This is a genomic window from Prosthecobacter sp., assembly GCF_044378005.1.
In the GTDB taxonomy this organism is placed as follows: Bacteria; Verrucomicrobiota; Verrucomicrobiia; order Verrucomicrobiales; family Verrucomicrobiaceae; genus Prosthecobacter.
This window is the reverse complement of sequence record NZ_JBILYB010000335.1, coordinates 1-2,548: the sequence shown is the minus strand read 5'-3', so window position 1 is coordinate 2,548 and position 2,548 is coordinate 1. Positions and strand designations below refer to the sequence as shown.

General features: G+C 63.1%; 1 protein-coding gene. It reads right to left on the bottom strand.

What is annotated here, in order from left to right; all coding sequences use genetic code 11:
• The coding region (locus tag AC6FTP_RS27050) for a PVC-type heme-binding CxxCH protein (RefSeq protein ID WP_497210003.1) at positions 1 to 2,548 on the bottom strand (2,548 nt) is incomplete at both ends.

Here is a 2,548-nt window from a genome sequence, read left to right as displayed (position 1 = left end):
CGGTGGCTTTCAGTGCCGGCGCTTCATCCTGCACGGCGGGCCAGCCCCAGCCGGAGACGCCGCTGAGGAGTTGCAGACGCTTCGCGGCGATGTTGATGGCGACTTCGGCCTTCGCGGGGAAGGTCTGCGAGTGGTTGTCTTTGCCGGGGCCGCCTTTGAGCACGATCAAATTGCCGCCGGTGGAGCTCTTCGCCGGGTCTTGGATGAAGAAGGGCACGCCTTCGACCTTCACGTTGCCGAACTTGGTGAGCTTCACCTGGCCTCCGCGAGGATCCGCACTGGCGAAGAGGCCATCGCGGCTGTCGGCGGTGAAGGCGTCGGCGAGGTGGAGGATGCGGAACTGCTTCATCGCATCGCCGCAGATGAAGGCGAGGATGTCGCGCAGCGGCTCGGGGCCGAGGGCGTCGAGACCTTCCGGCATGAGGCTGCGGCGGGTGTTTTCGCGCTTGTCGATGTCGCTCTTCGCGATCTCGCGCACGCCGACCTGCGTGGCGAGCGTGACGGTGGCGCTGTTTTCACTGGTGACGACGCCCTGGAGCACTTCGCCCTTCTTTGTGGTGATGTTGAAGGCCCAGAAGCTGGGATCGACCTCGCGGTTTGGATCGACGATGTGGATGAGCAACTCGGCCGGTCCATGCGCCCCCATGCCATCCAGCGGCGGGCCGACGGCGACGCCGATCTCGCCGAGCTTGTGGCAAATGGCGCAAGCGGCGCTGAAGAGCATTTTGCCCTGCGCGGCATTTCCAGGCTTCTCGACCTCCGGCACGAGTTTGGCGATGATGGCGTCCTTCGCGGCGTTGTTGACCTTGAAGAGGTCGTTCGCCCGTTTGGCGATCTGCTTGTTCGGATGCGAGCGCAGCCGTGCGACATCGCCGGGGGCGAAAATCGCGCGGTCGATGCTGCCGGCCTTCACGGCATCGAGCAGGGCTCCGGTGGCCTCGGGACGTTTGAGCATGGCTTCGAAGGCTTGGGTTTGTTGTTCACGCTTCAGCGTGCCAAAAGCGGGCACGATGGCCTCCACGCCTCCGCTTTCGTCCAAAGCGGCCACGATGGCGGTTTGCAGTGCAGCAGGCATTTCCGGACGAGCTAAAGCTCGAACAACGTACTCCTGCGAAGCGCCTCCAACGGCCACAAGACCCTTCGCGGCACTCACACGTGCTTCCACGGGCGCGGCATTGTCGGAAAGCGAGGCGCTGAGCTTGTCGAGCTGCGCTTTGACCTCGGCAGCAAGCACGCCGCCTTTGTCCCACTTCGTCACGAGCGGCAACGTGGCCGCTGCGAGCGAAGGCTGACCGAGAAGCTTCTTCAAAGCCTCCGTGAGTGCCGGAGACATCGCGGGAGCTTCATTCATGCTCGTCGCGATGCCCCGAAGGATGGCGTTCTTCAACGGATCAGCCTTCGCATCGGCGTTGGCACAGGCGGTGATGAGTTTTTCGGCATTCGCTGGCAGCGCGGCTGGAAGGAGAGCGCTGACGAAATTGGAAAGCGACTCCGGAGACGAAGAAGAAAGCGCAGCGGCGATGACTTCGGCGGGTTTGTCGGCAGCGGCGGCAATCAGAGCGCTGCGAGTCCAGTCATCTTGAGCAGCAGCGAAGTCTTGGAGGAGCTTGTCGGCATTCGCGGCTTGTTTGGCGGCTTCGTAGGCTCGCAGAGCTTTACTGCCTTGTGCTGGCACCGCTCCACGAGTCACTGTCTCGACTTTTTTCGGAGCCTTCGCCTCCTTGTGCTGCACTTTCCAGATGCGGCCGTAGTAGTGGTCGCGGTCGGGGCGGACGGCGGCGTTGGCGGGGCCGTGGGTGGGGCCTCGGGTGTCGTTATGAATGACGGCCTGATTGCAGAAATCGACGATGTAGAGCGCTCCATCGGGACCGACGCGATTTTCGATGGGGCGGAACCACAGGTTCTTGCTGCGGATGAACTCGGTCTGCTCGCGACCGGGCTCGCGCTTCGCTTTGTAGGTCACGCCATCGGGCTCGACCATGAAGTGGCTGACGATGTTCAGCGTAGGCTCGGTGGTGAAGTAGCCGTAGTTCCACTTCGCGGGCCAAGCACCGCCTTCATAAATGGCGCAACCAGCGGCGGCGGTGTAGCTGCCGACTTGGTCGATCTGCACATAGGCCTGCTGCTCCCAATGCATGGCGGGATACGTCGGCTCTTTCGGCAGCATGCCGTTCGTGCCCATGACGCCGGGCAGCTTGCCTTTGGCCAGCACATACTCCGGCAGCACGACGTGGATGAAGTGATTGCCGCTGGTGGGCTGCGTGTAGAAAACCTGGCCGTCGCTGGTGATGTCGAGACCCCAGGTGTTGCCGCCGCGGCTGGCGTATTGCTCAAACGCGCTGCCGTCCGGCTTGAAGCGCACGACACCGGCGCCGATGGGGCCGAAGCCCTTGCTGCCATCGCCAGATTTCACGTCATCGGTGCTCGAATAGCCGTCCGTGGCATAAACCCAGCCATCCAGGCCCCAGCGCATGTTGTTGATGACGGCGTGGGTGTCACGGTTGCCGAGGTTGGTGTAGAGCTTGGTGCGTTTGTCGGCCTTGTCGTC